This window comes from Mycobacterium sp. P2_H7 (assembly GCF_056403275.1).
In genome coordinates, this window is record NZ_JBFUFU010000054.1 from 1 (window position 1) to 442 (window position 442).

General features: G+C 62.4%; 1 protein-coding gene. It reads right to left on the reverse strand.

Features of this window, described 5'->3' with window-relative positions; genetic code table 11:
- Positions 1 to 42: 42 nt before the first annotated feature.
- Positions 43 to 442: VOC family protein (locus tag AC1DY7_RS31310; RefSeq protein ID WP_477497649.1), on the reverse strand; the 400-nt coding region annotated here is incomplete at its 5' end.

Sequence of the window (442 nt, forward strand, 5' to 3'; positions counted from 1 at the left end):
GCATGCAAGCGGATCGCCGCTGCGCCATGCGGCTCGATCTCGCTATTCCCGATAGTCGCTGACTTCGACCAGATTGCCGTCCGGATCGCGAAAATAGACCGACATCATTGAGCCGCGAGCGCCGGTACGCTCAACCGGACCGACTTCTATCGCCACGCCATTGGCCTCGAGGCTGGCGCAAATTTCGGCAAGCGGCCTCGCGGCGACCAGGCAGAAATCGCCGGACCCAGGCGTCGGCGTCTTGGCTTTCGGCTCAAAAGTGCGGCTGACTTCATGCAGGTTGATCTTCTGCGACCCGAACAGCAGCGCCGTCGGCCGCTCCGGCTCGTCAAGGCGCTTGAGGCCAAGCACCCGCTGGTAGAAGGCGCAGCTATCCTCCACCGAGCGGACCGTCAGGACGAAATGATCGATGCCGGCGATCATGGCAAAAGCGCCTGTATCT